General features: G+C 72.4%; 20 protein-coding genes. 8 read left to right on the forward strand and 12 right to left on the reverse strand.

The features are described 5' to 3' along the window. Positions 1 to 234 precede the first annotated feature (234 nt). Together KUM32_RS14750 and idi are read left to right on the forward strand one after the other, a co-directional pair. Positions 235 to 1,173 (forward strand): cation diffusion facilitator family transporter, encoded by a 939-nt coding sequence (locus KUM32_RS14750; RefSeq protein WP_217142322.1) that lies wholly within the window; start codon positions 235 to 237, stop codon positions 1,171 to 1,173. A gap of 299 nt (positions 1,174 to 1,472) precedes the next feature. After that, positions 1,473 to 2,066 carry an isopentenyl-diphosphate Delta-isomerase gene (idi, locus tag KUM32_RS14755; RefSeq protein WP_217142323.1) on the forward strand — a complete coding sequence of 198 codons (594 nt, stop codon included), beginning with the start codon at positions 1,473 to 1,475 and terminating at the stop codon, positions 2,064 to 2,066. Between the two features lie 18 nt (positions 2,067 to 2,084). Here idi and KUM32_RS14760 read toward each other — a convergent pair whose 3' ends face one another. After that, on the reverse strand, positions 2,085 to 2,537 hold the full coding sequence (locus KUM32_RS14760) for an ATP-binding protein (RefSeq protein WP_217142393.1): 453 nt from the start codon (positions 2,535 to 2,537) through the stop codon (positions 2,085 to 2,087). A gap of 202 nt (positions 2,538 to 2,739) precedes the next feature. On the opposite strand from KUM32_RS14760, the gene KUM32_RS14765 reads away from it, so the two are divergent. Next, a complete protein-coding gene (locus KUM32_RS14765) occupies positions 2,740 to 3,507 on the forward strand; it encodes an enoyl-CoA hydratase/isomerase family protein (RefSeq protein WP_217142324.1) in 768 nt (255 codons plus the stop codon). On the opposite strand, the gene KUM32_RS14770 is transcribed toward KUM32_RS14765, so the two are convergent. Beyond that, on the reverse strand, positions 3,494 to 4,129 hold the full coding sequence (locus KUM32_RS14770; protein ID WP_217142325.1) for a DJ-1/PfpI family protein: 636 nt from the start codon (positions 4,127 to 4,129) through the stop codon (positions 3,494 to 3,496). The genes KUM32_RS14765 and KUM32_RS14770 overlap by 14 nt on opposite strands. A 40-nt stretch (positions 4,130 to 4,169) precedes the next feature. Then, positions 4,170 to 5,129, reverse strand: a complete 960-nt coding sequence (locus KUM32_RS14775; protein WP_217142326.1) for a GlxA family transcriptional regulator — start codon at positions 5,127 to 5,129, stop codon at positions 4,170 to 4,172. 182 nt (positions 5,130 to 5,311) lie between these two features. Between KUM32_RS14775 and KUM32_RS14780 the strand changes: the two genes are divergently transcribed. The 3 genes from KUM32_RS14780 (at position 5,312) to KUM32_RS14785 (ending at position 8,919) form a co-directional block, all read left to right on the forward strand. Beyond that, complete coding sequence (locus KUM32_RS14780; RefSeq protein ID WP_217142327.1) at positions 5,312 to 6,181, forward strand: hypothetical protein; 870 nt, start codon at positions 5,312 to 5,314, stop codon at positions 6,179 to 6,181. Between the two features lie 101 nt (positions 6,182 to 6,282). Next, complete coding sequence (locus KUM32_RS43470; protein WP_308408657.1) at positions 6,283 to 6,414, forward strand: LPFR motif small protein; 132 nt, start codon at positions 6,283 to 6,285, stop codon at positions 6,412 to 6,414. Between the two features lie 144 nt (positions 6,415 to 6,558). Next, positions 6,559 to 8,919 carry a Tex family protein gene (locus KUM32_RS14785; RefSeq protein ID WP_217142328.1) on the forward strand — a complete coding sequence of 787 codons (2,361 nt, stop codon included), beginning with the start codon at positions 6,559 to 6,561 and terminating at the stop codon, positions 8,917 to 8,919. Between the two features lie 47 nt (positions 8,920 to 8,966). On the opposite strand, the gene KUM32_RS14790 is transcribed toward KUM32_RS14785, so the two are convergent. The 4 genes from KUM32_RS14790 to KUM32_RS14805 form a co-directional block, all read right to left on the reverse strand. Beyond that, on the reverse strand, positions 8,967 to 10,607 hold the full coding sequence (locus KUM32_RS14790) for an ABC-F family ATP-binding cassette domain-containing protein (RefSeq protein WP_217142329.1): 1,641 nt from the start codon (positions 10,605 to 10,607) through the stop codon (positions 8,967 to 8,969). A 35-nt stretch (positions 10,608 to 10,642) separates the two neighbouring features. Further along, a complete protein-coding gene (locus KUM32_RS14795; RefSeq protein WP_217142330.1) occupies positions 10,643 to 11,674 on the reverse strand; it encodes an oxidoreductase in 1,032 nt (343 codons plus the stop codon). Positions 11,675 to 11,810: 136 nt separating this feature from the next. After that, complete coding sequence (locus tag KUM32_RS14800) at positions 11,811 to 13,541, reverse strand: BCCT family transporter (protein ID WP_217142331.1); 1,731 nt, start codon at positions 13,539 to 13,541, stop codon at positions 11,811 to 11,813. 235 nt (positions 13,542 to 13,776) lie between these two features. Further along, complete coding sequence (locus KUM32_RS14805; RefSeq protein ID WP_217142332.1) at positions 13,777 to 15,735, reverse strand: Xaa-Pro dipeptidyl-peptidase; 1,959 nt, start codon at positions 15,733 to 15,735, stop codon at positions 13,777 to 13,779. A gap of 163 nt (positions 15,736 to 15,898) precedes the next feature. On the opposite strand from KUM32_RS14805, the gene KUM32_RS14810 reads away from it, so the two are divergent. Then, on the forward strand, positions 15,899 to 17,404 hold the full coding sequence (locus KUM32_RS14810; RefSeq protein ID WP_217142333.1) for a M1 family metallopeptidase: 1,506 nt from the start codon (positions 15,899 to 15,901) through the stop codon (positions 17,402 to 17,404). An 8-nt stretch (positions 17,405 to 17,412) separates the two neighbouring features. Here KUM32_RS14810 and KUM32_RS14815 read toward each other — a convergent pair whose 3' ends face one another. Then, a complete protein-coding gene (locus KUM32_RS14815) occupies positions 17,413 to 17,898 on the reverse strand; it encodes a macro domain-containing protein (protein ID WP_217142334.1) in 486 nt (161 codons plus the stop codon). A 42-nt stretch (positions 17,899 to 17,940) separates the two neighbouring features. Continuing rightward, complete coding sequence (locus KUM32_RS14820) at positions 17,941 to 19,413, reverse strand: amino acid permease (RefSeq protein WP_217142335.1); 1,473 nt, start codon at positions 19,411 to 19,413, stop codon at positions 17,941 to 17,943. 244 nt (positions 19,414 to 19,657) lie between these two features. On the opposite strand from KUM32_RS14820, the gene KUM32_RS14825 reads away from it, so the two are divergent. After that, positions 19,658 to 20,374 (forward strand): MerR family transcriptional regulator, encoded by a 717-nt coding sequence (locus tag KUM32_RS14825; protein WP_217142336.1) that lies wholly within the window; start codon positions 19,658 to 19,660, stop codon positions 20,372 to 20,374. Between the two features lie 9 nt (positions 20,375 to 20,383). Here the strand turns inward: KUM32_RS14825 and KUM32_RS14830 are convergent, their stop codons facing one another. Genes KUM32_RS14830 through KUM32_RS14840 form a run of 3 tightly spaced genes read right to left on the reverse strand, consistent with a single transcriptional unit; the run spans position 20,384 to position 25,000 of the window. After that, positions 20,384 to 22,561: a 3-hydroxyacyl-CoA dehydrogenase NAD-binding domain-containing protein gene (locus KUM32_RS14830; protein WP_217142337.1), complete on the reverse strand. Its 2,178-nt coding sequence runs from the start codon at positions 22,559 to 22,561 to the stop codon at positions 20,384 to 20,386. Positions 22,562 to 22,613: 52 nt separating this feature from the next. Further along, positions 22,614 to 23,828, reverse strand: a complete 1,215-nt coding sequence (locus tag KUM32_RS14835; RefSeq protein WP_217142338.1) for an acetyl-CoA C-acetyltransferase — start codon at positions 23,826 to 23,828, stop codon at positions 22,614 to 22,616. 11 nt (positions 23,829 to 23,839) lie between these two features. After that, positions 23,840 to 25,000 (reverse strand): CaiB/BaiF CoA-transferase family protein, encoded by a 1,161-nt coding sequence (locus tag KUM32_RS14840; protein ID WP_217142339.1) that lies wholly within the window; start codon positions 24,998 to 25,000, stop codon positions 23,840 to 23,842. Between the last annotated feature and the right edge of the window lie 508 nt (positions 25,001 to 25,508).

The following is a 25,508-nucleotide window of genomic DNA, read 5'->3' on the forward strand; positions in this document are numbered from 1 at the left end:
TCGCGGAGCGTCGACGCGTGTGCGCGGACGGTCAGGGCGCCTCTCGCGCGGCCCGGTCACCCACACGGCCGAGGCGGGACCCGCGCACGTCCGCGGCGCGCTGACCTGCGCAACGTTTCCGCAGGTCAGAGCAGATGACAACGGTGTTCAGTGCCGCGTTGCCCGATACCCCCCACCCGTAGTTGACTGTGCCCCGGACGCCGGTACCGGCCACGTAGAGGGAGGCGGCTTCGCATGGGGGCTGGGCACGATCACGGGCATGCGCACGGGGCGCACGCCGGGGGTACGGCGACCGCCGCGTACCGGGGCAGGCTCCGGGTGGCGCTGGCGATCACCCTCACCGTCATGGTCGTCGAGATCGTCGGCGGCGTGCTCGCCGACTCCCTCGCGCTGATCGCCGACGCGGCGCACATGGCGACGGACGCCCTGGGACTCGGCATGGCGCTGCTGGCCGTCCACTTCGCGAACCGGCCGCCGAGCGACCGGCGCACCTTCGGCTTCGCCCGCGCCGAGATCCTCGCGGCCCTGGCGAACTGCCTCCTGCTGCTCGGGGTCGGCGGGTACGTCCTGTACGAGGCGGTCGAGCGGTTCATCACACCCGCCGGCACCGCGGGCGGGCTGACCGTCGTCTTCGGCGCGGTCGGCCTGGTGGCGAACATGGTGTCGCTGACGCTGCTGATGCGCGGCCAGAAGGAGAGCCTGAACGTCCGGGGCGCCTTCCTGGAAGTGGCGGCGGACGCGCTGGGCTCCCTGGCCGTGATCGTCTCGGCCCTGGTGATCCTCGCCACGGGCTGGCAGCCGGCCGACCCCCTCGCGTCGCTGGTCATCGGTCTGATGATCGTGCCGCGTACCTGGCGGCTGCTGCGCGAGACCCTGGACGTGCTGCTGGAGGCGGCGCCCAGGGGTGTGGACATCGCCGAGGTGCGCGCCCACATACTGGCGCTGGACGGGGTGGAGGACGTCCACGACCTGCACGCCTGGACGATCACCTCCGGCATGCCGGTGCTGTCGGCGCACGTGGTGGTGAGCGGCGAGGCGCTGAGCGCGATCGGCCACGAGAAGATGCTCCACGAGCTGCAGGGCTGCCTCGGCGACCACTTCGACGTGGAGCACTGCACCTTCCAGCTGGAGCCCAGCGGCCACGCGGAGCACGAGGCGCGGCTGTGTCACTGAGACACGGCGGCGCCGGCGGGTCACGGCCGGGGGCGCACACGTAGGGGAACGCGCCGCGGAATGCCGCCGCCCGTACTCGTCCGCGCCGTCTGCCCGCCGCGCTCCCGCCGGTCACGCCCCGGACGGTTCCGGGTCGGCGACGGCGGGAACGATCAACCACCGGGCCCCTCCTCGGCGCCCGACCGGTGGCGACCGCCGCCCTCGCCGCCGTGCGGGACATGCGGGCGCGCCGGGAAGTGCCGAGGGCGCCGGATGTGTACGGCACACTTGGGGCGCGAGGACCGATGTGAAGGATGGGTATGCCGATCACTCCTGCCAGCGCGACGCACAGTTCGTCGAACGGCACCGCAGACGCGATTTTGCTGGAACTGGTCGACGAGAACGGCGTGACGATCGGCACCGCGGAGAAGCTCTCCGCGCACCAGCCGCCGGGGCGGCTGCACCGCGCCTTCTCGGTGTTCCTCTTCGACGAGCGGGGCCGGCTGCTGCTCCAGCAGCGGGCCCTCGGCAAGTACCACTCCCCCGGTGTGTGGTCCAACACCTGCTGCGGCCACCCCTACCCGGGTGAGGCGCCGTTCGCGGCGGCGGCCCGGCGGACGTTCGAGGAGCTCGGCGTCTCCCCGTCGCTGCTCGCGGAGGCGGGCACGGTGCGCTACAACCACCCGGACCCGGCCTCCGGGCTGGTCGAGCAGGAGTACAACCACCTGTTCGTGGGGCTGGTGCAGGCGACGCCGCGGCCCGACCCGGAGGAAGTGGCCCGGACGGCCTTCGTGTCCCCTGCCGAGCTGACCGAGCGGCACGCGAAGGACACCTTCTCCGCCTGGTTCATGACGGTGCTGGACGCGGCCCGGCCCGCGGTCCGCGAACTGACGGGTCCGTCCGCCGGCTGGTGAGCGGCGAGCGGGTCCGCGTCAGCGCGGGGCGGGTTTGAGCGGCAGGGCGACCCAGACCACCTTGCCGCCGCTCGCCGTGTGGGCCACGTCGCACGCCCCGCCCGCCTCCAGGGTGATCTCACGCACCAGGAGCAGCCCGCGCCCGCCCGTCCGGCCGTGGTCCGTCTCCAGGGCGGTCGGGCGGTAGGGATGGTTGTCCTCCACCGACACCCGCACCCATTCGGGCCCGACGGCGACCTCCACGGCGAGCGTCGGCGACAGCACCGCCGCGTGCCGGACGGCGTTCGTGACGAGCTCCGAGACGATCAGCAGCAAGCCCTGTGTCACGTCGTCGGAGACCGGCACGCCCTGGCGCACCAGCAGGTCCCGCACCGCGTGCCGTGCCTGCGGGACCGACGCGTCCACGGCGGGGGCGGTGAACCGCCAGACGCCTTCGTACGGCAGCGGCTGCGCGGGCCCGGTCTCGTCCATCGTCCGGTCGCCACCCTCGGGCTCGATTGTCACCACACCCTGAGTGTCGGTACGCGACGCTCCGTATCGGAGAACTGAGCAGAAGTCTGCACCTATCGAACGGTTCTGATCGTTGGCGTATGACACGGTCAGTTGTGGGACCGTTCCTGCCCCGCTTGTACCGTCTGCGCGGGTCCACGGGCCGGCGGATAGCATCCGGCCCATGGAGCCGCAGCTGCTGCACCGGGTCACCGACTCGGTCGCCACCGTCGTCGTCCACCACCCCGCCAAACGCAACGCCATGACGGCCGCGATGTGGCGGGCGCTGCCGGACCTGCTCGACACCCTGGCGGACGATCCGGGGGTGCGGGCGCTCGTCCTCACCGGTGCGGGGGCGACGTTCTGCGCCGGGGCCGACATCTCGACGCTGCGGGGCTCCGCGGAGGAGGCGCAGCGGCTCGCCGTCGCGGCCGAGGAGGCCCTCGCGGCCTTCCCCAAGCCGACGCTGGCGGCGATCCGCGGTCACTGCGTGGGCGGCGGTGCCCAGTTGGCGGCCGCTTGTGACCTGCGGTTCGCGGAGGAGTCGGCCCTGTTCGGGGTGACCCCGGCCAAGCTGGGGGTCGTGTACCCGGCGTCCGCGACCCGGCGGCTGGTGGCGCTGACCGGGCCGGCCACCGCGAAGTACCTGCTGTTCTCCGGCGAGTTGATCGGCGCCGAGCGGGCGCTGCGCACGGGCCTGGTCGACGAGGTGCTGCCCGAGGGCGGACTCGGCGAGCGGGTCCTGGAGTTCACCCGCGTCCTGGTGTCGCGCTCGCAGCTGACGCAGGCCGCGGCGAAGGAGTTCGCGAACGGGCGCACGGACCGGGACGCGTACTGGGCCGCGCAGGCACGGGGCAGCGGCGACACCGCGGAGGGGGTCGCCGCCTTCCTGGAGCGCAGGCAGCCGCGCTTCGGCTGGAGCACGCCGGCGCGTGCGTCTACGACAGGATGAACCGGCTCTTGCCGCGGAACTCCGCCACGAGGTGCGCCGGCGCCTTCTGCGGGGACCCGGCGTCGTAGGGCGGCTGCGGGTCGTACTCGGTCAGCAGCTGGACCGCCTGGGCGTGCTCGTCGCCGGCGATCCGGCCGAGCAGGGTGAGGCCCATGTCGATGCCGGAGGAGACGCCGGCCGCGGTGACGTACTTGCCGTCGGTGACCACCCGTTCCCCGGTCGGTTCGACGCCGAACCGACCGAGGTGCTCCAGGGCCAGCCAGTGCGAGGTGGCGCGGCGGCCCGTCAGCAGCCCCGCGGCGGCGAGCAGCAGGGAGCCGGTGCACACCGAGGTGGTCCAGGTGCTGGTGGTGTCGGCGGTGCGCAGCCATTCCAGCAGGGTCTCGTTCTCCATCTGCGGCGTCTGGCCGGGGCCGCCCGGGACGACGACGACGTCCGGGTTCGGTACCTCCGCCAGGGTCCGGTCGGCGGTGAGCGCGAGGTTGCCGGTGTCGGTGCGCACGGGGCCGGTCCGCTCGGCCACGAAGACGGTCTCCGCGTCCGGCAGGCGGCCGAGGGTCTCGTACGGGCCCACGGCGTCCAGGGCGGTGAAGCGGTCGTAAAGGACGATGGCGATCTGCACGGGCTGCCTCTCGGTGGGTCGGTGAGCGGGAAGGGCCCGCTCAGTGGACGGGTGCGGGGCGGAACCGGCGGCGGTACTCGGCCGGCGGGGTTCCGAGGGTCTTGACGAAGGCGCGGCGCATGGCCTCGGGCGTGCCGTAACCGCAGGCGCGGGAGATCTCCTCGACGCCGTCGCCGGTGTCCACCAGCAGCCGGCGGGCGTGTTCGAGGCGGACCCCGTCGACGTACCGGCCGGGTGTCGTGCCGGTCTCCGCCTGGAAGGTGCGGGCGAAGTGGCGCGGTGAGAGACGGACGCGGGCGGCGAGGGCGTCGACGCCCAGGTCGGCGCCGGGGTGCTCGCTGATCCACTGCTGGAGCTCCCGCAGGGGCTCGCGCCGCGCGGTCTGGGCGGCGAGCTGGGTGCTGAACTGGGCCTGGTTTCCGGGCCGGCGCAGGAACACCACCAGGTGGCGGGCGACGGTCAGGGCCGCGTCCCGGCCCAGGTCCTCCTCGACGAGGGCGAGGGCGAGGTCGATGCCGGAGGTGACCCCGGCGGACGTGGCGACGTGTCCGTCGCGGATGTAGATCGGCTCGGGGTCGACGTCCACGGCCGGGTGGTCGCGGGCCAGCCGGTCGCAGTACGCCCAGTGGGTGGTGGCGCGGCGGCCGTCCAGGAGACCGGCCCGGGCGAGCAGGACGGCCCCGGTGCACACGGACACCAGACGCCGGGCGCGCGGTCCGTGCCCGCGCAGCCAGTCGGTCAGGCGCGGGTGGGGTCCGCGGGTGCCCCGGCCCCCGGGAACGATCAGGGTGTCCGGGTCGGCCGCGTCGGTGAGCGCCTCGTCCGGTACGACGCTCAGACCGCTGGACGTGCGCACGGGGGCGCCGTCCAGCGAGGCCGTACGGATCCGGTAGGTGCCCGGCGTGTGCTGCTCGGCACCCGCGAAGACTTCCACGGGGCCGGTGACATCGAGACTCTGGACCTCGTCGAAGAGGACGACGAGCACGGTTCGCTGCGCCATGCCTCGATTCTTCGCCCGGCCGCCGGTGGCCGCAAGGACGGGCTCCCCACCTTTCCTGCCATGCGGCACGCACGCGCGGAAGACGCATGTCCGGACTGCGCGCGGTCGTGGAGATGCAGCCATGCGGCACGCGCGCGGAAGAGGCCTGGAGGACGTACTGAGCGGTTGGTAACCTGCGCGGCATGACAACTGCCGCCCTCGACGCGCGCGCCGCCCGCCGCTGCCACAACGCGCTCAACTCGCTGCACTCGACGCACTACTTCTCGCCCGACCTGGGCCGGGAACTGGGCGCCCTCGGGGTCACCGACCCCCGGGCCGTCAATTTCGCGGTGCGTGCCGCCGCGCTCGGACCGGTCGGGGCCGGCGCGGTGACGGCGGCGTTCTACAACTACAAGCACGAGCTCGTCGCCCGGCACGTACCCGCGGTGTGGGAGACGGTCACGCCCCAGCAGGCACTGGCGGCACGCGCGCGTGCCGTCGACGCGACGCTGCGCCGCCTGCTGGGCGAGGACGCCCTGACGTCCGCGGAGATGTCGGAGGCGGCGGGCCTGGCCCTGCGGGCCGCCGAGGGCTGCTCGCGCGGCGCGCGCCCGCTGTACTCGGCCCACGCGGACCTGCCCGTGCCCGAGGAGGCGCATCTGGCGTTCTGGCACGCGGCGACCCTGCTGCGCGAGCACCGGGGGGACGGCCACCTCGCCGTGCTCATGGCCGCGGACCTCGACGGCCTGGAGGCGCTGGTGACGCACACGGCGACCGGCAGGGGCATCGCGCCGAAGTGGGTGCTCAGCACCCGGGGCTGGACGCGGGAGGAGTGGGACGCGGCGACGGACCGGCTCCGCGACCGCGGGCTGCTCGACGACGCCGGCGCACTGACCGAGCGGGGCGCCGCACTGCGCGACGAGGTCGAACGGGAGACGGACCGGCTCGACGCGGCCCCCTACGCGCACCTGGGGACTCAGGGCGTGGCCCGCCTGACGGAGCTCTCAACGGCCTTCGCGCGTACGGCACTCGGCGCGGGCGCCTTCCCGGCGGACCTCTTCGGCAAGGGCTGAGCGGCGGTCCGGGCACGCGGCCGGGCATGTCCGGCCGATGACGAGGTACCCGTACGACTCCCGGCCGAAGGGGCCGGGAGCCGTTCGGAAAGGGGCTGTTCGTGTTCCGTGCCATCGCAGACGTGCTGCGCCAGATCGGTGGCGCCGTCGCCACCGTGGTGACGCTTCCCTTCCGGGCCCTGGCCCGGCTCTTCGGCGGGGCCTCGTCCTCCACCCGCAGCCGCCGGGTCTGAGCGGCGGGGTCCGGCCCGCGGGAACCGCCCCACGGGCCGGACTCCGCCCGGTTCCGACCGGCACGCCCCGCGCCCTGATCCCCGATTGCCGTCGCCACCTGCCACAATTGCCGCGCAACCCCAGTGAGAAGGCGGTACGGGATCGTGACGACACCCGGGTCCAGCGGGTCCATTGAAGCAGGGTCCATCGAAAGCAGGATCGCCGAGGAGCTCGGCGTACGGGAGCGGCAGGTGAAGGCCGCCGTGGAGCTGCTCGACGGCGGCTCGACGGTGCCCTTCATCGCCCGCTACCGCAAGGAAGCGACCGAGATGCTCGACGACGCGCAGCTGCGCACGCTCGAGGAGCGGCTGCGCTATCTGCGGGAGCTGGAGGACCGGCGTTCGGCCGTCCTCGACGCGGTGCGCGAGCAGGGCAAGCTCACCGAGGAGCTCGAAGGGCGCATTCGCGCGGCCCAGACCAAGGCGCGCCTGGAGGACATCTACCTGCCCTACAAGCCCAAGCGGCGTACGAAGGCGCAGATCGCCCGCGAGGCGGGTCTGGAGCCGCTGGCCGAGGGCCTGCTCGCCGACCCGTCGGTGGACCCCGTCGCCGCGGCGGCCGCGTTCGTCGACGCCGGCAAGGGCGTGGCGGATCCGCAGGCGGCGCTGGACGGGGCGCGGTCGATCCTCACCGAGAAGTTCGCGGAGGACGCCGACCTGATCGGTGAGCTGCGTGAGCGGATGTGGGTGCGCGGACGGCTCGCCGCCAAGGTGAAGGAGGGCAAGGAGGAGGCCGGCGCCAAGTTCGCCGACTACTTCGACTTCACCGAGCCGTTCACCGAGCTGCCCTCGCACCGGATCCTCGCGATGCTGCGCGGCGAGAAGGAGGACGTGCTCGACCTCGTCCTGGAACCGGAGGAGGCCACCGACGGGCCGTCCTCCTACGAGGGGATCGTCGCCGGCCGGTTCGGGATCGCCGACCGCGGTCGGCCCGCGGACAAGTGGCTGACGGACACGGTCCGCTGGGCCTGGCGCACCCGCATCCTGGTGCACCTCGGCATCGACCTCAGGCTGCGGCTGCGCACGGCCGCCGAGGACGAGGCGGTGAACGTCTTCGCCGCGAACCTGCGCGACCTGCTGCTGGCCGCCCCCGCCGGTACGCGCGCGACACTCGGTCTCGACCCGGGCTTCCGCACGGGTGTGAAGGTCGCCGTGGTCGACGCCACCGGCAAGGTCGTGGCCACCGACGTGATCCACCCGCACGTCCCGGCCAACCGCTGGGACGAGGCGATCGCCAGGCTGGCGCGGCTGGCGAAGGAGCACGCGGTCGAGCTGATCGCCATCGGCAACGGCACGGCGTCCCGCGAGACCGACAAGCTCGCCGGTGAACTCATCGCCAAGCACCCGGAGTTGAAGCTCACCAAGGTGATGGTGTCCGAGGCGGGCGCCTCCGTGTACTCGGCCTCCGCCTTCGCCTCCCAGGAGTTGCCGGACATGGACGTCTCGCTGCGCGGCGCGGTGTCGATCGCCCGGCGGCTCCAGGACCCGCTGGCCGAGCTGGTGAAGATCGACCCGAAGTCGATCGGCGTCGGCCAGTACCAGCACGACCTGTCCGAGGTGAAGCTCTCGCGCTCCCTGGACGCGGTGGTCGAGGACTGCGTGAACGGCGTGGGCGTGGACGTGAACACGGCGTCGGCCCCGCTGCTCGCCCGCGTCTCCGGCATCACCTCCGGGCTGGCCGAGAACATCGTGGCGCACCGGGACGCCAACGGGCCGTTCAGGTCGCGGACGGAGCTGAAGAAGGTGTCGCGGCTCGGGCCCAAGGCGTACGAGCAGTGCGCGGGCTTCCTGCGGATCCGGGGCGGCACCGACCCGCTGGACGCGTCCAGCGTGCACCCCGAGGCGTATCCGGTGGTGCGCCGGATGGTGAAGACCACCGGCCAGGAGGTGGCGTCGCTGGTCGGCAACACGTCGGTGCTGCGGTCGCTGCGGCCGACGGACTTCGTGGACGAGACGTTCGGCCTGCCGACCGTCACGGACATCCTGAAGGAGCTGGAGAAGCCGGGGCGCGACCCGCGGCCCGCCTTCAGGACGGCCACCTTCAAGGAGGGCGTGGAGAAGATCGCGGACCTGGCGTCGGGGATGGTCCTGGAGGGTGTCGTGACCAACGTCGCGGCGTTCGGGGCGTTCGTGGACGTCGGGGTGCACCAGGACGGGCTGGTGCACGTGTCGGCGATGTCGAAGACGTTCGTGAAGGATCCGCGGGACGTGGTCAAGCCCGGGGACATCGTGAAGGTGAAGGTGCTGGAGGTCGACATCCCGCGGAAGCGGATCTCGCTGACCTTGCGGCTGGACGACGAGGCCGCTCCGCAGGGCGAGCAGAAGCGGGAGCGTGGCGGGAAGCCGCCCAGGCAGCGGCAGCAGCGGCCGGCCTCCGGCGGTGGCGGCAAGGGCCGGTCCTCGCAGGCCCCCGCCCCGTCCAACGGGGCGATGGCGGACGCGTTGCGGCGGGCCGGGCTGGCGTAGCGCGCCGTATCCGGGGGTGGTGCGCGGCCCGGCGGGCCGCCCCCGGTCTACCGCTCCGTCACCTTGCCGTCCGCCACCTCCAGGCGGCGGGTCACTCGTACCGCGTCCAGCATCCTGCGGTCGTGGGTGATCAGGAGCAGTGTGCCCTCGTAGCTCTCCAGGGCCGATTCGAGTTGCTCGATGGCCGGCAGGTCCAGGTGGTTGGTGGGCTCGTCCAGCACCAGGAGGTTGACGCCGGTGCCCTGGAGGAGGGCCAGGGCGGCCCTGGTGCGTTCGCCCGGGGAGAGGGTCGACGCCGGGCGGGTCACGTGGTCCGCCTTGAGGCCGAACTTGGCCAGGAGGGTGCGGATCTCCGCCGGCTCCGTGTCCGGGACGGCGGCGCGGAAGGCGTCCAGCAGGACCTCGGGGCCGTAGAACAGCTCGCGGGCCTGGTCGACCTCACCGAGCAGGACGCCGGAGCCGAGCGCGGCGTGTCCGGCGTCGAGCGGGACCCGGCCCAGGAGGGCGCCGAGCAGCGTGGACTTCCCCGCGCCGTTGGCCCCGGTCACCGCGACCCGGTCCGCCCAGTCGATCTGCAGGGAGACCGGGCCGAGGACGAAGTCTCCGCGTCGGACCTCGGCGTCGCGCAGGGTGGCGACCACGGCGCCCGAACGGGGTGCCGAGGCGATCTCCATGCGCAGGTCCCACTCCTTGCGCGGTTCCTCGACGACCTCCAGGCGTTCGATCATGCGCTGGGTCTGGCGGGCCTTGGCGGCCTGCTTCTCGCTGGCCTCGCTGCGGAACTTGCGGCCGATCTTGTCGTTGTCGTTGCCCGCCTTGCGCCGGGCGTTCTTGACGCCCTTGTCCATCCAGGCGCGCTGCGTCTGCGCCCGGTCCTGGAGGGCCGCCCGCTTGTCGGCGTACTCCTCGTACTCGTCGCGGGCGTGCCGGCGCGCCACCTCGCGCTCCTCCAGGTAGGCCGCGTAACCGCCGCCGTAGAGGTTGATCTGCCGCTGGGCGAGGTCGAGTTCGAGGACCTTGGTGACGGTGCGGGTGAGGAACTCGCGGTCGTGGCTGACGACGACGGTACCGGCGCGCAGACCGGTCACGAAGCGTTCGAGGCGTTCGAGGCCGTCCAGGTCGAGGTCGTTGGTCGGCTCGTCGAGCAGGAAGACGTCGTAGCGGGACAGGAGGAGGGAGGCGAGCCCCGCGCGCGCCGCCTGGCCCCCGGACAGGGACGTCATCGGCTGGTCCAGGTCGACCGTCAGGCCCAGGGCGTCCGCGGTCTCCGCCGCGCGTTCGTCGAGGTCCGCGCCGCCGAGGGCGAGCCAGCGCTCCAGAGCGGTCGCGTAGGCGTCGTCGGCTCCGGGAGCGCCGTCGACCAGTGCCTGGGTGGCCTCGTCCATGGCCCGCTGGGCCTCACTGACGCCGGTACGGCGGGCCAGGAACGCCCGGACGGTCTCGCCGGGCCTGCGCTCCGGTTCCTGCGGGAGGTGGCCGACGGTGGCGGTCGGCGGGGAGAGGCGCAGATCGCCCTGTTCCGGCGTGGTCAGTCCGGCGAGCATCCGCAGGAGCGTGGACTTCCCCGCGCCGTTGGCTCCGACGAGTCCGATCACGTCGCCGGGGGCGACGACGAGGTCGAGCCCGGTGAACAGGGAGCGGTCTCCGTGGCCGGCGGCGAGGTTCTTGGCGACGAGGGTGGCAGTCATCAGACCGTCGATCCTAGAGGGTGCCGGCTGCCCGATCAGCCGGTTTCTCCGTGCGTCACCGCGGCCACCAGCACGCTCCCCGGGGCCCGCGCCACCACGAAGGAGTCCCCCTTCACCGTCCGCGCGTCCAGGGCGATGCGGTGGCCGCCCGGTTCGAGCACGCCGTCGAAGACCTCGAGGGTGCGGGTGCGGCGGAGACGGTCGAGGCGGTACACGGTGAGCCGTACCCGGCAGGGCGAGGTGACCTCGACGTCCGCGGCGGCGTCGTCCGCGGTCAGCCGGGTCAGCCGGCGCCGTTCGGGCGGACCGGGGTCCAGGGCGTGTTCGATCTGGGCGACGAGCAGCGGGACGATCGGGGCGAGAGCGTCGACGTGGGCCACGTCGGCCCCGGCGTCGGCGAAGGCGCGGCGTACGGCGGTCCGCTCCTCCTCGGTGACCGTGCGGCCGAAGGCGACGGCTCCGTAGGCCCGTAGTTCCTCGGCCGGCACGTCGCCGGCGTCGCGGGTGATGTCGGCGCCGATCCCGATGGTGCGCAGGGCGGCGGCGAGTCTGGGGGGCAGGGCGACGCGGTCGCCGATGAGCAGGACCCGGCGGCGGGTGTGCGCGGAGCCGTCGAGCAGGGCCGCCAGCGCCGCGCGGTACTCGGCACCGGGGAAGCGGAACGGGCCGATGCCGTGGTAGCCGTTGAGGGCGAGGTCGGCGTGCTCGCCGGTCTGCCAGGCGAAGTCCCGCCAGACGAAGTCCTCGCCGTCCCGCCGGATCACGGCGGTCACGGCGCCGCAGGCCAGGTCCTCGCACTCGGGACAGCCGTAGATGACGTACCGGCCGCCGGGCAGGGGCGCCTCGGTCTCCAGGAGCAGGCTGCGGACCTGCTCGGTGAAGATGGCCGGCGGTACGTCGGAGGCGAGCGGGGAGACGGCGTCCAGGTCCGCGAGGCGGAACAGCAGGGGGCGTCCGTCCACGACGAAGTCCACGAAGTCGCGGTGGACCCGGTAGTCACCGTCGGGAAGGACACCCCCGGCCCGCGTCGCCGGTGCCAGGCCGAAGGTCGCGTACTCGGCAGCCATGCGGTGAGTATTCCCGCGGCGGGACCGGTCTGCGCACGGTGTCGCGGGAGTTCGGCCCCGCACGTCGGCCGGCCTCCCGCCGGACCCCGCCGCCCGGCTCCGTTCCGCCGGGCCGGTCCCGGCGTCCGGCGTCGGATCAGTCGTGCTTGCCGATCGGGTCGCCCTCCACTTCCGTCCCCGCGCCCGGTCCGATGCGGATCTCGAACTCGCCCTCGTAGCGCCTGTGTCCCTCGATGACGGCCAGGCCGACGGCCTCCGAGGCCATCTCGCCGCGCACGATGAGCGGGTCGCGGCGCAGGTCGCGCATGAGGGCGACGCACATGAGGATCATCACGACGACGAACGGTGCCGCCGCGAGGATCGTGAGGTTCTGCAGACCGGTCAGCGCGTCGCCCTGGCCGCTGCCGACCAGGAGCATGACGGCGGCGACCGCGCCGGTCACCACGCCCCAGAAGACCACCACCCAGCGGCTGGGTTCCAGCGCGCCCTTCTGCGAGAGGGTGCCCATCACGATGGAGGCGGCGTCGGCGCCCGAGACGAAGAAGATGCCGACGAGGATCATCACCAGCAGGCTGGTGGCGGTGGCGACGGGGAACTCCTGCAGCACGGCGAAGAGCTGCCCCTCGGGGGTCGACTCCTCGCCCAGCCGCCCCTGCTCCTGGAGCTTCATGGCCGAGCCGCCGAAGACCGCGAACCAGACCAGGCTGACCGTACTGGGGACGAGGATGACCCCGCCGATGAACTGGCGGATGGTCCGGCCCCGGCTGATGCGGGCGATGAACATGCCGACGAAGGGCGTCCAGGAGATCCACCACGCCCAGTAGAAGACGGTCCAGCTGCCCAGCCAGTCCGCGACGCCCTCGCCGCCGCTGGCCTCGGTGCGGCCGGCCAGCCGGGGCAGCTCGCCGAGGTAGGCGAAGACCGAGGTGGGCAGCAGGTCGAGGACGATGATGGTCGGACCCGCGACGAACACGAACAGGGAGAGGACCAGGGCCAGCACCATGTTGGTGTTGGACAGCCACTGGATGCCCTTCTCGACGCCGGAGATCGCGGAGGCCACGAAGGCCACGGTGAGGACCGCGATGATGCCGACCAGCAGCCCGGTGCCGGCCTTCTCCATCCAGTCCAGCTCCCGCATGCCGGAGCCGATCTGGAGCGCGCCGAGGCCGAGGGAGGCCGCGGAGCCGAAGACCGTCGCGATGATCGCCAGTATGTCGATGACCCGGCCACCGACGCCGCTCGCGTTCTTCTCGCCGATGAGCGGGGTGAACACGGCGCTGATGGTCTGCCGGCGGCGCCTGCGGAAGGTGCTGTAGGCGATGCCGAGGCCGACCACCGCGTAGATCGCCCACGGGTGGAGCGTCCAGTGGAAGAGGGTGGTGGCCATGGCCGTCTCCATGCGTTCGCCGGAGTCGGCCGGGGTGGTTCCCGGCGGGGCCGTCGTGTAGTGGGCCAGTGGCTCGCTGACGCCGTAGAACATCAGGCCGATGCCCATGCCCGCGCTGAACATCATGGCGACCCAGGACACCGTGCGGAACTCGGGTTCCTCGCCCTCGGCACCGAGGTGGATGCGGCCGTAGCGGCTGGCCGCGAGCCAGAGGGCGAAGACGACGAATCCGGAGGCGGCCAGCATGAACGCCCAGCCGCCGTTGTGCATCAGGCCGCCGAGCATGCTGCTGGAGGCGTCCTCCAGCGAGTCGGTGGCGGCCGCGCCCCAGACGACGAAGGCGACGGTCAGTACGGCCGTGACGCCGAAGACGACGCGGTCGGTCCGGGGCTCGGTCTCCTGTCCGGGCAGGCCCGCTTCCGATCCCGGCAGCGTGCCTCTCTCGTGGTGTTCCTCGTCGCTCGGTCGGTCCTGCGTCACAGGCGGCACCTTTCAAGTCGGTGAGGCCGGAAAGAGTTCTCCGCCAAGCCCTTACCACGTGTGACGCAGAACACGCCTGCTCAACGACGGGTGTCGGGGGTTCCCTCCGTCGGGTGGCACGCCGCGCGCTGGTCCAGGAGGGGCGGTACACGGGCGGCTTCCCCCGTCCGGCGCACCGGGACCCCGTGTGGAGCGCGTGCCTCCGCGGCCTCCGGGTACGGGGCGCGCGGCGGGTTCATCGGGCTCCCTCCGGTACGCGGTGAGCCGTGTGCGGCGCGGACACGCCGTCGAGCGGCGCGGGGGCGGGAGCGACGGTCGCCGTACCGGCGGTGGCCTCGGCGAACGCGGCGGTGCCGCCGACGAACGGTACGCGTGCCGAGGTGCGGGAGAGGTCCACGGTGAGTGTCGGCGTGTCGGAGGGCGGGTCGATGAGGTCCTTGTCGGTGCCCGCGACGACGAGCGCGAGCCGGTGGCCGGCCGGGACGACGTGGTCGGTGGCCCCCAGGTCCAGGGTGAGGGTGTACGCCTTGCCCGGGGTGAGCGGGCGGCCCTGCCACTTGGACGCGTGGTTGCCGAGGTCGGCCCACCCCCGGCTGACGACCGTGTGGTCCACGTCGGCGGTCTTCGCCGCCGTCTCCTTGTAGCAGGAGCTGTCACCGGGGGTGCTCGGGCCCCAGCAGGTGCGGTTCGTGAGGGTGGTGATGCCCTCGCCCGGGGCCGCGTAGTCGCGAATGGTGTCGGGGCCGAGGTCGACGAGCACGGCGGAGAGGTGGGCCGTCGGTGTGCTGGAGCGCGCGGTGACGGTGACCTCGGTGGCGCCGGACAGGCGCAGGTCGCGGGTGAGCGGGCCGGTGACGAAACCGGCCTTCTCCGGTGTCGGCCTGTCGATGTGCGCGGCCCAGTCGGTCTCGCCCAGCGCCGGGTCGTCGGTGAGGGTCTCGGTGCCGTGACCCCGGCGCAGGCCGAGGGTGCCGACGCCCGGCCGGTCGCCCTCGCCGGGGCGCAGGGTCGCGGTGGCCGTGCCACGCGGCGGCCAGCTCTCGGACGTCTCCCACTGGTCGGGCCGGCGTTCGATGTCGGCCATGGGCTCGCGGTCGATGCCGTTGTCGTAACCGAGGAGTTCGTGGTCGAACCAGCGGTGCAGGGTCTCGACCCACTCGGTGCGGCGGAAGTCGAAGGGGTCGACGTGGCCGGTCTGGGAGAGCCAGATCTTGCGGTCGACGCCGTGCTTCGCGAGGGCGTTCCACCACGGGCCGACGTGCTGCATGCGGACGTTGAGGTCCTGCATGCCGTGGACGAGGAAGACGCTCGCCTTCACCTTGCTCGCGGCCTTGACGTAGTCGCGCTCGGTCCACAGCTTCGTCCAGTCGCCGGTGCGCGGGGCGCCGTCGACGAGCTTCTGCTGCACGGCGTCGCACGTGGCGCGGGCCTCGGGGCTGTTGACGTAGTCGGAGAGCCAGTCGGGGCCCGAGCCGTAGAGCGGGGCGCCCTGGCTGAAGTAGTAGTCGTACCAGGAGGAGATGGCGGCGATCGGGACGATGGTCTCCAGGCCCTCCACGCCGGTGGCGGCGACGCCGCCCGCGATGGTGCCGTCCCAGCTCTTGCCGATCATGCCGGTCCTGCCGTTGGTCCAGCTCGCCTCGGCACGCTCGGTGCCGGTGCGGGTGGTGTACGCCTTCGCACGGCCGTTCAGCCAGTCGACGACGGCCTTCGCGGACTGGACGTCGGAGCGTCCGCCCACGTCGACGCAGCCGTCGGAGCGGTTGGTGCCGGCCAGGTCGACGCCGACGAAGGCGTAGCCGCGCGGCACGAAGTAGTTGTCGTAGTACAGCGGCATCTGATCGACGTCGCCGTCCGCGTCGTACGTCTTCTTCTGGCTCTCGTTGCCGCGCCCGCAGCAGGAGTAGTACGGGCTGGCGTCCATGATGACGGGGATCTTCCGGCCCTGCCGTGCGGGTTCGCGGGGCCGGACGATGTCGACGGCGACGCGGTCGTCCTCGCCGTCGCCGTTCCCGTCGTACCCGGTGTCCACCCAGACGGCCTCGCGGACGGCGTCTTCGTAGGAGTGGACGGGTTCGCTCTGGCGCGGCGCGGGGCGGGCCGTCGCGACGGGCGTGAGGAGGGTCGCCATGAGAGCGGCCGTGGCCGCCGTCGCGAGCGGTCTCCAGATCGTGGGGCGCATGCGTGTCGGCATGCGCGGGACGGTACATCGGTCAATTGCCGTGCAGAAGAGGGCGCGGGTGTGTCATGACGGCCGAATGGCGATCGTGTGACACGAGTGGCCGTGGACATGACTGTGCGCACCGGGGCCGCATAGGCTTCGAACAGACCTCGTGCCCCTACGACTTGGAGCTTTCGTGCACCGCAGAATCATCGTGCCGGGCGCGCTGGGCGCCGCCTGCCTCATGCTGGCGATCCCGGCGTCGGCGGCGGCCCACTCCCCCGGCGCTCCGGGCATCGGCGACCCCTACTACCCGGCCTACGGCAACGGCGGCTACGACGTCTCCCACTACGACCTGCGGCTGAAGTACCAGCCGGCCACGGACCGGCTGGAGGGGACGGCGACGATCCTGGCCCGCACCACCCAGGACCTGTCGCGGTTCAACCTGGACTTCCTGCTGGACGTCGGCGAGGTGCGGGTGAACGGCGCCCGGGCGTCGTTCACGACCTCCGGCGAGCACGAGCTGGAGATCACTCCGAAGAGCCCGCTGCGCAAGGGCACGCCCGTCACCGTCGTGGTGCGCTACAGCGGCGTGCCGTCCTCCGAGGAGGCGTACGGCTTCACCAGCTGGCACCGCACCCCGGACGGCGGCGTCGCCGCGAACGAGCCCGAGGCCGCCTGGTGGTGGTTCCCCAGCAACGACCACCCGCTCGACAAGGCCACCTACGACGTGTCGGTCCAGGTTCCGGACGGCACCCAGGCCATCTCCAACGGCACGCTCCAGTCGGCGAGCTCGCGGCTCGGCTGGACCCGGTTCAACTGGCGGTCCGACAAGCCGCAGGCCACCTACCTCGCCACGCTGGCGGTCGGGAGGTTCGACCTCACCACCGGTACGACCGAGAGCGGCATCCCGGTCGTCAACGCCTACAGCAAGGACCTCGGCGCGCACGACGGCGCGGCGCGGGCCAGCGTGGAGCGGACCGGCGAGGTCGCCGACTGGCTGACCGGGTACTTCGGGCCCTACCCCTACAACGCGCTCGGCGGTTACGTGCCGAACACGGACACCGGGTACGCGCTGGAGACGCAGACCCGGCCGTTCTACAGCCCGCGGCAGTTCGCGAACGGCTCGAACGTCTCCGTCGTCGTCCACGAGCTGGCCCACCAGTGGTACGGCGACCTGGTGTCGGTGCGCGACTGGAAGGACATCTGGATCAACGAGGGCTTCGCCCGGTACGCCCAGTGGCTGTGGTCCGAGCACGAGGGCGAGGGCACGGCGCAGGAGCTGGCCGACTACGTGTACGCCTCGCACCCGGCCGACGACCCGTTCTGGACGGTGCGGCCCGGTGACCCCGGCCCGGAGAACCAGTTCCACATCGCGGTCTACGACCGGGGCGCGCTGGCGGTCCAGGCCCTGCGCAACGAGATCGGCGACGAGGCCTTCTTCGAGGTCCTGAAGGGCTGGCCGCAGCGGTACGCCCACGGCAACGCGTCCGTCGCCGACTTCCGGCGCTACGCCGAGGAGGTGTCCGGCAGGCCGCTGGGCGCGCTGTTCGACACCTGGCTGTTCCAGCCGTCGAAGCCGGACGCTCCGGCGGCGCGCGCGGCGTCCCTCGCCAAGGCGTCGGACACTCCGGTGCGGCCCCGGTCGTGGCGGAAGATCGCCGCGACGAACAACGTGCACGAGCACGAGCACAAGCACTGACCGGCAGGTCAGGCGGCGTCCCCGTGGTCGTAGACCGTCACGGGGACGCCTCGCCGCGCCAGGCGCTCGGTGACGAGGGGCTCGACGCGGGACCACTTGCCGCCGGCCAGGCCGCAGCCTATGCGGGGCATGTGCACGGACGCGTTCAGCTCGGTCGCCCTGTCGGCGAGGCGGCCCAGCGCCCTGTCGATCGCCTCGTAGCGGACGGGAGCGCCCTTGCTGCCGGTTCTGATGCCGCGCTGGCCGATCATGTTGGCCACCCAGACGTACGGCTCGACCCGGACGAACTGGACCGCGCCCAGCCCGAAGTCGTTCGACGCGCGGTCGCGGTGCCAGGCGCGGTAGGCCGCCTCCGGCTCCGGCCAGCGGCGCGACAGGGCCAGCACGAAGCCCTTGCCCCAGCCGCCGATGTCGTTGCAGACGTGGGCGATCACCTTGACGCCCTTGACCGGCGGAACGGTGGCGTCACCCCGGACATACCTGATCTCCGACATGACGCCACCGTACGGGTCACCACTGACAGTGGTCCCGGGCCGCTACTCCTTCGTCAGCCCGGACAGCTCCTGCTCGGCGTTCTGCGCCACGCGGCGGCGGACGCCGAACCAGCCGGCGACCAGCAGGAGCGCGATCACCGGGACCAGCAGCAGGGTCTTGCGGCCGACCTCGGGGTCGTTCCACATCATGCCGAGACAGGCCAGCAGGAAGGCGATCGTGGCGATCTCCGTGACCGGGCTGCCGGGCAGGCGGAAGTGCGGCCGGGCGACCAGGCCCGCGCGCGCCCGGCGGACGAAGATCAGGTGGCAGATCATGATGATCACCCAGGTGCTGATGATGCCCAGGGAGGCGACGTTCAGCACGATCTCGAAGGCCTGGCTCGGCACCAGGTAGTTCAGGCCCACGCCGAGGACGCAGATGCCGCAGGTCAGCAGGATGCCGCCGTAGGGGACCTGGCTGCGGCTCATCACCCGGGTGAACCTGGGCGCGGAGCCCGCCATCGCCATGGAGCGCAGGATGCGGCCGGTGGAGTAGAGACCGGAGTTCAGGGACGACATCGCGGCCGTCAGGACCACGAGGTTCATCACGTCACCGGCCGCCGGGACGCCGATCTTGGACAGGACGGTGACGAACGGGCTCTGGTCACCGGAGTAGAGCGAGCTCGGCAGCAGCAGGGCGAGCAGGACGACCGAGCCGACGTAGAACAGGGCGACGCGCCACATGATCGAGTTCACCGCGCGGGGGACGACCTTCTCCGGCTCGGCGGTCTCGCCGGCGGCGACGCCCACCAGCTCCAGCGCGGCGTACGCGAAGATCACGCCCTGCATCACGAGGACGACGGGCAGCACGCCGTGCGGGAGCACGCCGCCGTGGTCGATGATCATGCTCAGGCCCGGCGTGTGGCCGCCCACGTCGTGCTGGGTCGCCAGCAGGAAGATGCCGATCAGCATGAAGCCGACCAGGGTGGCGACCTTGACGATCGCGAACCAGAACTCCATCTCGCCGAATATCTTGACCGAGATCAGGTTCACGGCCAGGACCACCGCGAGGGCGATCAGGGCGAGCACCCACTGCGGGATGCTCGTGAACATGCTCCAGTAGTGCGTGTACAGCGCGATCGCGGTGATGTCGGCGATTCCGGTCGTCGACCAGTTCAGGAAGTACATCCAGCCGGCGACGTAGGCGCCCTTCTCCCCGAGGAACTCGCGCGCGTACGACACGAAGGACCCGGAGGAGGGCCGGTAGAGCACCAGCTCGCCGAGCGCCCTGACGACGAAGAAGGCGAAGACGCCGCAGACGAGGTAGGCGATCGCGAGCGCCGGGCCCGCGTCGCGCAGGCGCCCGCCGGCACCGAGGAAGAGGCCGGTGCCGATCGCCCCGCCGATCGCGATCATGTTGACGTGGCGGGCCTTGAGGTCCTTGCTGTAACCGGCGTCGCCCGCGTCCGCGGGGATGGTCCCGGTCGCCTGGGGGTGGGCGGCGACCTGTGCCGTGTCGACGGCGTCCTTGCTCACGGGTGGTTCCACTCTCTGGTGCGCCCGGGCAGGGTGCGCCCGGGTCGTCCGTACAGTGACTAGGCCCGCACCACCCTTCGCGGCACAAGCCAAGGCAGCACCTTCCCACGACACAGCGTTCCTACGCGGTGGCTCATGTCACAGAGCGTGACTTCTCACAGGATCCCTCGGCCGTCTCCACGTGATGCACAAGAGGTGTCAGAGCAGGTGTCACAGCATTGGTGGGACAGCGATACTGCTGCACATGACGACGACCGACACCGAGGAGCCGACCCTCACGATCGACGAGCTGGCCGCGCGGGCCGGCGTCACGGTGCGCACGGTCCGCTTCTACGGCACCAGGGGCCTGCTGCCGCCGCCGGCGATCGGCCCGCGCCGGGTGGGCCGCTACGGCGGGGAGCACCTGGCCCGGCTGGCGCTGATCGAGGAGTTGCAGCACCAGGGCATGACGCTGGCCGCGATCGAGCGGTACCTGGGGCAGTTGCCGCCGGACCTGAACGCCCACGGCCTCGCGCTGCACCGCGCGGTGGTGGCCTCCTGGGCGCCGGAGGCGGTGGAGAGGGTCACCCGGGAGGAGCTGGGCCGGCGGGCGGGCCGCCCGCTCACCGACGAGGAGGTCGAGCGGCTGGCGGCGATGGACATCGTCACCCGGGACGGGGACGCGGAGGACGCCTACCGCGTCGACACCGGGCTGCTCCGCCTCGGCGTCGGACTGCTCGACGTCCCCCTGTCCCCCGACACGGTCCTCGCCGCCCGTACGGCTCTCCTGGAGCACTCCCGCGCGGCCGCCCGGGACCTGTCGCGGCTGCTGCGCGACGCGGTCGCCGAACGTGACGCGCGGGACGTGCGGTCCCTGTCCGCCCACATGCACCCCCTCGTGGTGCAGGCGCTGCTGACCACCTTCCAGCGGTCGCTGCGGGAGGAGCTGCGGGTGTGGATGGACGGGGAGGCCGGTGAGTGATCCGGCGGCTCAGCGGCCGTCGGTGAAGACCTCCCCCTTGTCCGCCTTCTCCACCAGCAGCGCGGGCGGCGTGAAGCGCTCGCCGTAGCGGCCGGCGAGTTCGCGGGCACGGGCGACGAAGCCGGGCAGGCCTCCCTCGTAGCCGTTGATGTACTGGAGGACGCCGCCGGTCCAGCCGGGGAAGCCGATGCCGAGGACGGAGCCGATGTTGGCGTCGGCGACGGAGGTCAGCACGCCTTCCTCCAGCAGCCGGACGGTGTCCAGCGCCTCGGAGAAGAGCATCCGCTCCTGCATGTCCCGGAACGGGATCTCGTACCCGGGCTTGGTGAAGTGTTCCCGCAGGCCGGGCCAGAGGCGGGTCCGCCTGCCGTCGTCCCCGTAGTCGTAGAACCCGGCGCCCCCGCTGCGGCCGGGGCGCTCGAACTCGTCCACCATGCGGTCGATGACGGCCTCGGCGGGGTGCGCGGTCCACGTGCCGCCCGCCTCCTCCACGGCCCGCCTGGTCTCGGCCCGGATCTTGCGCGGCAGGGTGAGCGTCAGCTCGTCCATCAGGGAGAGCACCTTGGCCGGGTAGCCGGCCTGTGCGGCGGCCTGCTCCACGGAGGCGGGCTCGACGCCCTCGCCGACCATCGCCACGCCCTCGTTGATGAAGTGGCCGATGACCCGGGAGGTGAAGAAGCCGCGCGAGTCGTTGACGACGATCGGCGTCTTGCTGATCTGCCGCACCAGGTCGAAGGCGCGGGCCAGCGCCTCGTCACCCGTCCGCTCGCCCTTGATGATCTCGACGAGCGGCATCCTGTCGACGGGTGAGAAGAAGTGCAGCCCGATGAAGTCGGCCTGCCGTTCGACGCCCTCGGCCAGCGCCGTGATGGGGAGCGTGGAGGTGTTGGAGCAGAGCAGCGCGTCGGGGGCGACGACGTTCTGGATCTCCTGGAAGACCTTGTGCTTCAGGGAGGTGTCCTCGAAGACGGCCTCGATGACCGCGTCGCAGCCGGCGAGGTCGGCGGCCTCGGCGGTGGGCGTGATCCGGGCGAGCAGCGCGTCGGCCTTCTCCCGGGTCGTACGGCCCTTGGCGACGGCCTTGGCGCACAGCTTCTCGGAGTACCCCTTGCCCTTGACGGCCGCCTCCAGGGAGACGTCCTTCAGGACGACGTCGATGCCCGCGCGGGCGCACGAGTAGGCGATGCCGGCGCCCATCATGCCGGCGCCGAGGACGGCGACCCTGCGGACCTGGCGGGGCTCGATGCCCTGCGGGCGGTTGGCGCCGGAGTTGACGGCCTGGAGGTCGAAGAAGAACGCCTGGATCATGTTCTTGGCGGTCTGCCCCGCGGCCAGCTCCACGAAGTAGCGGGCCTCGATGACCTGGGCGGTCTCGAAGTCGACCTGGGACCCCTCGACGGCGGCGGCCATGATGGCCCGCGGCGCCGGGTAGGGGGCGCCGTTCGTCTGCTTGCGCAGGTTGGCGGGGAAGGCGGGCAGGTTGGCCGCGAACTTGGGGTGGGCGGGGGTGCCGCCGGGGATGCGGTGGCCGGGCCTGTCCCAGGGCTGCGCGGACTCGGGGTGGGCGTCGATGAAGGCGCGGGCCTTGGCGAGCATGTCCTCGCGGGTCTCGGCGACCTCGTCGACCAGGCCGTTCTCCAGGGCGCGGCGCGGGTTGTACTGGGTGCCCTGGAGGAGGACCTTCAGCAGGGCGTCGGTGATGCCGAGCATCCGGACGGTGCGGACGACGCCGCCGCCTCCGGGGAGCAGGCCGAGGGTGACCTCGGGGCAGCCGATCTTGGAGCCGGGGGCGTCCAGGGCGACGCGGTGGTGGCAGGCGAGGGCGATCTCGTAGCCGCCGCCGAGGGCGGCGCCGTTCATCGCGGCGACGACCGGCTTGCCGAGGGTCTCGATGCGGCGCAGGTTCCGTTTGATCGCCATGCCGCCGTCGAAGAGGTCCTGGGCGGTCTCGGGGGTGACGCGGATCAGGTCGCGCAGGTCGCCGCCGGCGAAGAAGGTCTTCTTGGCGGAGGTGACGACGATGCCGCGGATCGAGTCCTTCTCGGCCTCCAGGCGGTCGGTGATCACCGCCAGGGACTCGCGGAACGCCTGGTTCATCGTGTTCGCGGACTGGTCGGGGTCGTCGAGGACGAGGGTGACGACGCCGGTGTCGTCCTGTTCCCAGCGGATGGTGGTGCTCTCGGTCATGACGGGGTCTCCGTAGAAGTCAGAAGGCTCGGGCCCGCTTCCGCGGGGAATGTCAGACGCGCTCGACGATCGTGGCGATGCCCATGCCGCCGCCCACGCACAGGGTGGCGAGGCCGTAGCGCTTGTCCTGGCGCTCCAGCTCGTCGACGAGCGTGCCGAGGATCATCGCTCCGGTGGCGCCGAGGGGGTGGCCCAGCGCGATGGCGCCGCCGTTGACGTTGACCTTGTCCAGGGACAGGCCCATGTCCTTGACGAAGCGCAGGACGACCGCCGCGAACGCCTCGTTGATCTCGACGAGGTCGATGTCGTCGATGGTCAGCCCGGCTTTGGCGAGGGCCTTGCGGGTGGCCGGGGCGGGGCCGGTGAGCATGATGGTGGGCTCGGATCCGGAGACGGCCGCGGAGACGATCCGGGCGCGCGGGGTGAGGCCGTGGCGGTCGCCGACCTCCTTGGAGCCGATGGCGACCAGGGAGGCGCCGTCCACGATGCCGGAGGAGTTGCCCGCGTGGTGGACGTGGTCGATCTTCTCGACCCAGTGGTACTTCTGCAGGGCCACGGCGTCGAAGCCGCCGAGTTCGCCGATGTCGGCGAAGGAGGGCTTGAGCTTCGCGAGGGAGTCGGCGGTGGTGCCGGGGCGCAGGTGCTCGTCGTGGTCGAGGACGGTGAGGCCGGCACGGTCCTTCACGGGCACGACGGAGCGCTCGAAGCGGTTCTCCTTCCAGGCGGTGGCCGCGCGCTCCTGGGAGAGGGCCGCGTACTCGTCGACGTCACGGCGCGAGAAGCCCTCGATGGTGGCGATCAGGTCGGCGCCGATGCCCTGGGGGACGAAGTTGGTGGCGAGGTTGGTCATCGGGTCGTTGAACCAGGCGCCGCCGTCCGAGGCCATCGGCACCCGGGACATGGACTCGACGCCGCCCGCGAGGACCAGGTCCTCCCACCCGGAGCGCACCTTGGCGGCGGCCAGGTTGACGGCCTCCAGACCGGAGGCACAGAAGCGGTTCTCCTGGACGCCCGCCACGGTGTCCGGCAGACCCGCGGCGATGGCGGCGATGCGGGCGATGTCGGAGCCCTGGTCACCGACGGGGCCGACGACGCCGAGCACGATGTCGTCGACGGCGGCCGGGTCGAGGCCCGGGAAGCGGGCGCGGATCTCGTGGATGAGGCCGACGACCAGGTCGACGGGCTTCGTGCCGTGCAGGGCGCCGTTCGCCTTGCCGCGTCCGCGCGGGGTGCGGATCGCGTCGTACACGTACGCTTCGGTGGTCACTGGCAGGCCTTTCACTGAGGGTTGTCCACTGGGGGTTTCGGGGCATCGGCCGGGGGCTCGGGCAGGTCCCAGTCGCGGGCCACGGCCTCGCGGTCGGCGCCCGGCCGGGCGGGTCCGGTGCGGACGGTGGTGGGCGTCGCGGAGAAACGGGGCGCGGGGGCCGGCTGGGTGATGCCGCCGTGGTCGGTGAAGGTGCCGCGGGCGGCGAGGTGCGGGTGGTGCGGGGCCTCGCGGAGCGACAGGACGGGCGCCACACAGGCGTCGGAGCCCTCGAAGACGGCCGTCCACTCGTCCCGGGTACGGGCCTTGAAGCGGGCGGCGATCGCCTCGCGCAGCTCGCCCCAGCGGGCCGTGTCGTCGCGGGCGGGTGCCTGGTCCGCGATGCCGAGGAGCTTGGTGAACTCGGCGTAGAACTGCGGTTCCAGGGCGCCGACCGCCATGTGCCGGCCGTCGGCGGTCTCGTAGGTGCCGTAGAACGGGCAGCCGCCGTCGAGGAGGTTGGCGCCGCGTCGGTCCTGCCAGCCGCCGGCCGCGAGCATGCCGTGGATCATCGCGGAGAGGTGGGCGGCGCCGTCGACGATGGCGGCGTCCACGACCTGGCCGGTGCCGGTCGCACGCGCGTGGTGCAGGGCGGCGAGGACGCCGACGACCAGGTAGAGGGAGCCGCCCGCGTAGTCGCCGAGCAGGTTGGCCGGGACGGCCGGCGGTCCGTCGGGGGCGCCGATCATGCCGAGGGTGCCGGTGAGCGCGATGTACCCGATGTCGTGTCCGGCGTGCCGGGCCAGCGGGCCGTCCTGGCCCCAGCCGGTCATGCGGCCGTAGACCAGGCGGGGGTTGCGGGCGTGGCAGGGGGCGGGGCCGACGCCGAGGCGTTCGGCGACGCCGGGGCGGTACCCCTCGATCAGGACGTCGGCGCGTGCGGCGAGGTCCAGGACCCGGTCGGGTCCGTCGGGTGACTTGAGGTCGACGATCACCGAGCGCTTGTTGCGGTTGGTGACGTCGTGGGCGGGATCGAGCGCGAGTCCGGGACCGGTGGGGCGGTCGACCCGGACGACGTCGGCTCCCAGGTCGGCGAGGAGCATGGCGGCGAAGGGGCCGGGGCCGATGCCGGCCAGTTCGACCACGCGCACGCCGCGGAGCGGGCCGTCACCCGGCGTCTTCGCCTCTGTCATCGAGCCCCCAGCTCTGTGACACAACTGATGTAACACCCGTGATGCTAAGAACGTGCTCCACTCGGCACAAGACCCGGCGAGCAAGCGCTCAGTCCTTGGGGGCGGGCTCGTCGTCGGGCTCGGCTCTCCTCACGCTAGCCCCGGCCACCGGTGACGGCGCGCGCTGTGGGGCCCGTGGAGGGCCGACGGGACGGCCGACGGACGGTGCCAGGGGCGTCCTGAGTGTCTTGGGATGTCTTGGGGTGACTTGGGTTGTCCGGTGTGTCTTGAGCAGCCCGCCGCCGGTCAGGTCGACGGCGACGGTCGACGGGCAACGAACGACGAACGACGGGCGACGGGCGACGGGCGACGGGCGACGGGCGACGGGCGACGGGCGACGGGCCGACCCAACGCCTGCGGGCGGCGAGGGACCCCCTTCCGGGTGATCGCGCCCCGCTGACGCCCCGCCCTATCCCGCCCACCCGGCGATCGTGTAGATCATCCCGCCGATCCAGGCCAGTCCCACCCC

This window comes from Streptomyces sp. AC627_RSS907, from assembly GCF_019049165.1.